Source organism: Henriciella aquimarina (assembly GCF_002088975.1).
Classification (GTDB): Bacteria; Pseudomonadota; Alphaproteobacteria; order Caulobacterales; family Hyphomonadaceae; genus Henriciella; species Henriciella aquimarina.
Window position 1 is genome coordinate 38,559 of record NZ_NCST01000068.1, and the last position, 6,255, is coordinate 44,813.

The following is a 6,255-nucleotide window of genomic DNA, read 5'->3' on the forward strand; positions in this document are numbered from 1 at the left end:
TTTGAGGGCCTAGTCGTGGTGCGTGGGGTTGGTAATGCTCCGGTCGCCGCGCAGCTCATCCCTGGTTCTCTGAATCATGCGCCGCTCACGGCTTTCCCTGCGCTGGCGATCATTTGCGCGCTGTCGATGGTCACGGCCCCGGTCGCGGGATCTGTCTTGCCGGTGATGCCTGTCCCCCCGGTCTGACCGGTTCCCACGGCCCCGCTCTCCCCGGTCCCGGCGGTCTCTCCGGTCTGTGCGGTCATGCCGGGGGCGATGGTTGCCGTCCCGGCCGCGGTCCCCGCGATGACCGGTATGGCGGGGATCCGGCCTGTGTCCGGCCCGGTCTCCACGCGGGCGGTGACGCTCATCCTTGCCATGGCCGCGATGGCGGTCACGGATGTAGCGGTCGCGATAATGCTGGCGCGGCGAGGAATAGTAGATCGTCTCGCCATAGCTGTAGCTCGGGGCGTAATAGCCGGGCTCGTAATAGCTGCCCTCATAATAACCGTCGCCGTAATAGTACGGGTCGTAGCTCTCGCCATAATAGCCGTAGCCAGTGGTGCAGCCTGCTGTGAACAGGCCGGCCGAGAGCAGGCCAAGGGCGAGTCCGGCCCGTGTCCATCTGGTCCTGGAGGGGTGGCTCATGTCATGCTTTCCGGGTCGCTTGACCGAAAAGCTAGCGCACGTCACCTGACTGCGACATGAATGCGGCGTGAGGCGGGCTCAGAGGTCCTCGACATCCAGGCCGGCCAGCGCGGCGACCTTGTAGAGCGTGCGCATGTTGCGCCCGGTCATGGCCACGCCAAGCGCCCGGTCGAGCTCCTTGACGAGGTCCGAGCGGCCAATGCCGTCGGGCGCGTGCAGGTAGAGGGCGTCGTCCGTCAGTTCGAAGGCTTCGTTGTACGCCTTCAGTTCAGACAGGCGCTCCAGATTGGCCTCACCGGCCGGCTCGGCCAGCAGGAAGAAATGAACGGATTTCGGCGCTTCCAGCCCTTCTTCCTTGTACGGGTTGAGCTGGATGATCCGGGAGATGTCCTGAGGCGAATAGACATGGCTGCGCGGCGTGATGCCGAAATGCTCGCGCAGCAGGTCCGTCAGGTCATGAGAGACGTCTGCATAGTTTTCGTGCCCGGAGTCGAAGACGATATTGCCGCTCTGGATATAGGTCTCGACCTTTTCATAGCCTTCCTCTTCCAGCACCGCGCGCAGCTCCTTCATCGGCAGGCGGTTGCTGCCGCTGACATTCACGCCGCGCAGGAAGACGATCCATCGCTTCATATGTGTCGGAACGCGCTGCAGGGCGCCCAGCGCCTAGTCGTCATCATGGATGATGACCTCGTCAGGCTTGCGCGGGCCGTCATAGGCACGATTGCGCTGCCAGCAGCCGCACTCATTGCCCCAGGTAAAGGCCTCGCCCCGACCGTTCACGCGCAGTGAGCTGGAGGCATAGGAGCCGTCCTCGGCATCGCCATAGGAATCGGCCAGCCCGTCGCCATTGGTGTCGCAGGTATAGAAGCTGCCCGTGTGGCGGCACTGGTTGTAGCCTACAAAGTCGCCATAGGTGTAATTGGCTGGCCAGCCGCTATAGCTGCCAAAGGTGCGCGGGGACCAGTAGGGCCCGGAATAGCCGTAGCCATAGGAGGGGCTGTAGGACGCGTTGCCGTTGTAAGAGGCGGTATAGGCCGCGTTCGCGACCTCCTCCTGCATCGAGGCCGACAGCATCGACATGTCCTGGCTGGAGCAGCCGGCGGCGAGCATGAGCCCAGAGAGCCCTGCGCCAAAGCCGGCTGTCGTCCATTTCCGTGCGTACGTCATCCCCACAACCATCGCCATTTTTCGTCCGTGCCGCAAGGGGTTAGCGCGGTTTGTCTGACTGCAGGATGAACGGATCTGAGCAGCAGGCGCCCGCCGCCTGCCCGTGTCCCAACGGCAACAGCCGCAAAAATGCGCGGGCAACCGCCGGATCGTCGTCTGACTGTTGCAATGCGGGCCTATGAGCCGCTCCGCCAACACAAAAACAGTGGAGCCTCCCGATGAAATCGATCCTGTTTACGTCCACCTCGCTCGCCTTGCTTGCGGGCCTGGCCATGCCGGCCAGTGCGCAGGACACGAGCGATGAATTGCGCCAGTCGACCATCACGGTCACGCTGCAAAAGCGCGCGGAAAATCTCCGCGATGTGCCTGTCGCTGTCTCTGCGATCGATGACGCGCTGCTGGACGATCTCGGCCTCGATGAGTTCAGCGAGCTGGCGCGCTATGTGCCGGGCTTTGAGGTCCAGGAGCAGAGCCCGAACAATCCGGGCTTCGTGATCCGCGGCATTACCTCTGACAGCGGCGAATCCAACATCGAACCGCGCATCGCCATCTTCCAGGACGGTGTCTCCATCTCTCGCTCGCGTGGCTCCATCGTCGAGCTGTTCGACCTTGAACGCGTCGAGGTGGCGAAAGGCCCGCAGCCGACCCTGTTCGGCCGGGGCGCGCTGATCGGCGGGGTGAACGTGATCCAGGCCAAGCCGGAATTCGATTTCTCCGGCCAGGTCACTGCCGGTATCGGCAATTATGACGAGCGCTATCTCGACGGCTATGTCACCGGCCCGATTACGGACAAGCTGGCCTTTCGCGTGGCCGGGCGCCTGCGGGAGCGTGATGGCTATGTCGAAAGCCTCAACCCGGAGGAAGAAGACTTCAACAGCCAGGACATGAAGGCCGTCCGCGCTTCGCTCGCCTTCGAGCCCTCCAGCGAGCTGCGCTTCGACCTGATCGCGAACTATCAGAAGGACGAGCCCTCCGGCACGAGCTTCAAGTCGAAGCGTTTCGACCCGCTTCCCGGCCGCTCCTCCGACCCGTGGGAGCCGGCCAATCTCAACACGTTCGGGGATTTTCTCGGCGGCAAAAAACTGGGCCTCGAGCGCGAGGTCCGCAGCGTGACCCTGCTCGCCGACTGGACGATCAATGACAAGCTGTCGCTGACCTCCATCTCCGGCTGGCGGGACTTTGACAGCCTGGAAGTGTTCGATCCCGACGGCTTCGGGCTTGATCTGCTGATTTTCGGGGAAGACGCCAAGGGCGAGCAGTACAGCCAGGAAGTCCGCCTCAACTATGATGATGGCGGCCGGGTGCGCGGCTTTGTCGGGGCGAGCTATCTCGACGAGGATGGCGAGCAGGGCGTTCCGCTGACCTTCGATGAGCGCGCCGTCCAGGCGCTTCTCGGCGGCTTCCTCACCCCGCCGAACGCGCCGCCGGCGAGTGCCTTCCCGGACATCAACCTCACCGCCTTCCAGCAGTCTGGCGGCACGCTGGTCGTTCCGCTGAAGCCGATCCACGAGGAGATGTACACCAATTACGGTGAGACCCAGGCGATCGACGTCTTCGCCGATGGCACGGTCGATCTCACCGACCGCTTCCAGCTCACCGCCGGCGTTCGCTACACCACCGAGGACAAGACCAGCGGCCTGATCGTCGACCTGCTGAATGGGCCGAGCGCGCTGACCGGGGCGGGGCTTTTCGTGCAGCCGTCGAACGGCCTCATGGAAGAGAGCAAGACTTTCGACGACCTCACCTGGCGGGCGGCGGCGAAATATGAGCTGACCGGCACGGTGAACCTGTTCGCCAACTATGCGCGCGGGCGCCGGCCGGAAGTTATCACGGCTTCGGCCTCCGCGCCCTCGGCGGGGTTTGCCATCCTTGATGCGGAGATCGTCGACGCCTATGAAGCCGGCATCAAGGGCGTCTTCCTCAATGGCGCGCTCAATTTCGACGCCTCGGCCTTCTATTACGACTACAGCAATTTCCAGTCGACCGAGATCACCGAAGAGGGCCTGATCGAGCCGATCAATGCCGGCGATGCCAAGGCCGAAGGCATCGAGGCCCAGGCCAACTGGATCGCCAGCGACTGGCTGAACCTCGTCGCCTCCTATGGCTACAACCACGCCCGCTTCGACGAGGACGAGGCTGCGCCCTATAGCGGCAACAAGCTGCGCCTTTCGCCGGACCACAAGGCGAGCGTCTCGGCGCGCATCCTGCTGGCCGATGCCGGTTTCGGCGAGGTGACGCTGGTGCCGAGCTATACCTGGCAGTCGGAGGTCTATTTCGACAATACCGAGCGCGACCTGATCAGCCAGGACCCCTACGGCCTGCTCAATCTCAACCTCCAGCTCGACCTGGAAAACGGCTTCGGCGTGGAGGCCTATGTCACCAATATGCTCGGCGAGGAATACATCATCGACGCGGGCAATACCGGTGACGGTTTCGGCATTCCGACCTTCATTTCCGGCGCGCCGACCTTCTTCGGGGCGCGGGTCCGCAAGGCCTTCTAGAGGCGACGGGAACAGGGGACAGAACGGCCCCTGACGGAGCGGTTCCGGCGCCGGGGGCCATGGCTGGCCGGGGCCGCTCCGAATCCGCCTTGATCTTCACCGCAGAGGGCCAACATACACCGCTGACATGAGCATCTCCATCGAGCTGGCCGACCTTGAGGCGGAAGACGTTGTGAGCCTGATCCGGGCCCACAAGGCGCTGATGCTCGAGACTTCCCCGCCCGAAAGCTCGCATGCGCTGCAGATCGACGGGCTGAAACAGCCGGGCATCACCGTCTGGGCGATGCGCGAGGGCCATGGCGTGCTCATCGGCTGCGGCGCGCTGAAGACCTTGTCCGGCGGGCGCTCCGGCGAGATCAAGTCGATGCACACCGTCGCCCAGCTGCGCCGGGGCGGGCTCGGCCGGCAGATGCTTTCCCACCTGATCGCAGAGGCCCGCGCGCGCTACTGGTCCGCGCTCTATCTCGAGACCGGGGCCCAGGACGCCTTCTACCCCGCCCGCAAGCTCTATGAGCGCCACGGTTTTGCCTATTGCGGGCCGTTCGAGGGCTATCGGGAGGACCGGAACTCGGTCTTCATGCGGCTGGACCTGTAGGCCGCACGGGGTTTTGTGCGAGGCCATCCGCGCCGCTCATGCCGGCGAAGGCCGGGACCTCGTGAAACCGGGCGGACCGCTTCAATGGCATGAGATCCCGGCCTTCGCCGGGAAGATCGGCCCGTGGAGGCAGCACCAGCGGCCGCAGACTCCGGTGGGAGCGCGGCAGGAAAATGTCGGGATGGAAGCGCTCATGGTGAGCGAAGTCGAACCACGAGCGCGGATATCGTGAGCCCGGCCCCCGTCCTTCGACTTCGCTCAGCAACTGTATTGGATGTCATGTTTTCTGAGTTTTGCGTTGAGGATTGTGAGGAGTTTTCTGGCGATAGCGATGAGGGCGAGCTTTGGAGGTTTTCCAGCGGTTCGCATGGCGCAGTAGGTCTGCTTGAGCCTTGGGTGATGGCGCGAGGCTGAGAGGGCGGCGAGGTAGAGTGCTTCGCGCACCCTTGCGCGCCCGCCCCAGACCCGGCGTTTTCCCCTGAAGCTTCCGCTTTCATGGGCATGGGGAGCAAGGCCTGCAAGGGCTGCGATGGGTCTTCGGGCCAGGTGTCCGAGCTCTGGCAGGAAGGCGAGCAGGGCTGCGGTTGTGACCGGTCCGACGCCCGGTTCGCTGGCGATGAGGCGGGCCCGGCCAGCCAGGGTGTCATCGGCCTCGATATGGACCGCGATCTCCTTGTCCATGGTGACGATCTGTCGGGTCAGGCCTGCGATCCTGGCTTTCAGCCGCCGCACCAGCGGGCCGCAGCGATAGCGTTCGAGCTGGTTGAGACAGGCTTTTCGGGCTTCAACAAGATCATGCCGGTAGGCGTGAAGCTCGCGCAGGACCTGCACGCCGGGTGCGGGTGGGACGTGCACCGGCAGGCTGATCTGGCCGGCCATGGCCGACAGGAGCCGGGCATCGACACGGTCTGTCTTGGCCAGCACGCCAGAGGCGCGGGCAAACTCGCGCGCCTGGCGCGGGTTGACCCGGTACATCCGCACGCCAGCCTGGCTCATCGCCCGTTCGAGCGCTTCGCCATAAGGGCCTGTGGCCTCGAAGACGATGGATGGGGGAGCCAGCAGACAGAGGGTATCGAGCCCTGCCGCATCATTGGACAGCCGGTGAAAGCAGCCGTCACGCGGATCGAAGACATCGAGATGCGTCTTGGAAATATCGACGCCGAGAGCAGGGTGTGACATGAAGAAAATCCTGTCCTTGTCATACGGGGTCGGCTGTCACCGCCCCTGGCAACTGTTCAGGCGACACAACTGTCGTACCCGGCAGGCGAGCCCCTGGCTGAGCCACGATCCGTCAAATCAAGGATGAGAACGGGGTCTCGCCTGCCACCCCTCTATCGCACACTTCAAACAGACAAGGATGAG

At 64.0% G+C, this 6,255-nt stretch carries 6 protein-coding genes; 2 read left to right on the plus strand and 4 right to left on the minus strand.

All coding sequences use genetic code 11. From position 1 onward, the window contains the following. Positions 1–9 precede the first annotated feature (9 nt). The 3 genes from B8784_RS11040 to B8784_RS11050 form a co-directional block, all read right to left on the minus strand. Positions 10–627: a hypothetical protein gene (locus tag B8784_RS11040; RefSeq protein WP_143435431.1), complete on the minus strand. Its 618-nt coding sequence runs from the start codon at positions 625–627 to the stop codon at positions 10–12. A gap of 78 nt (positions 628–705) precedes the next feature. After that, on the minus strand, positions 706–1,260 hold the full coding sequence (locus tag B8784_RS11045; protein ID WP_084398011.1) for a DUF1697 domain-containing protein: 555 nt from the start codon (positions 1,258–1,260) through the stop codon (positions 706–708). A 33-nt stretch (positions 1,261–1,293) separates the two neighbouring features. After that, on the minus strand, positions 1,294–1,797 hold the full coding sequence (locus tag B8784_RS11050) for a hypothetical protein (RefSeq protein WP_143435432.1): 504 nt from the start codon (positions 1,795–1,797) through the stop codon (positions 1,294–1,296). Between the two features lie 218 nt (positions 1,798–2,015). Here B8784_RS11050 and B8784_RS11055 point away from each other — a divergent pair, with 218 nt between their 5' ends. Both B8784_RS11055 and B8784_RS11060 read left to right on the plus strand, forming a co-directional pair. Then, positions 2,016–4,298, plus strand: coding sequence for a TonB-dependent receptor (locus tag B8784_RS11055; RefSeq protein ID WP_084398013.1), 2,283 nt, complete (start codon positions 2,016–2,018; stop codon positions 4,296–4,298). 127 nt (positions 4,299–4,425) lie between these two features. Next, complete coding sequence (locus tag B8784_RS11060; protein ID WP_084398014.1) at positions 4,426–4,893, plus strand: GNAT family N-acetyltransferase; 468 nt, start codon at positions 4,426–4,428, stop codon at positions 4,891–4,893. Between the two features lie 258 nt (positions 4,894–5,151). On the opposite strand, the gene B8784_RS11070 is transcribed toward B8784_RS11060, so the two are convergent. Next, entirely contained in the window at positions 5,152–6,072 is a 921-nt protein-coding gene (locus B8784_RS11070; protein WP_084396516.1) for a transposase, read from the minus strand. Positions 6,073–6,255: the final 183 nt, after the last annotated feature.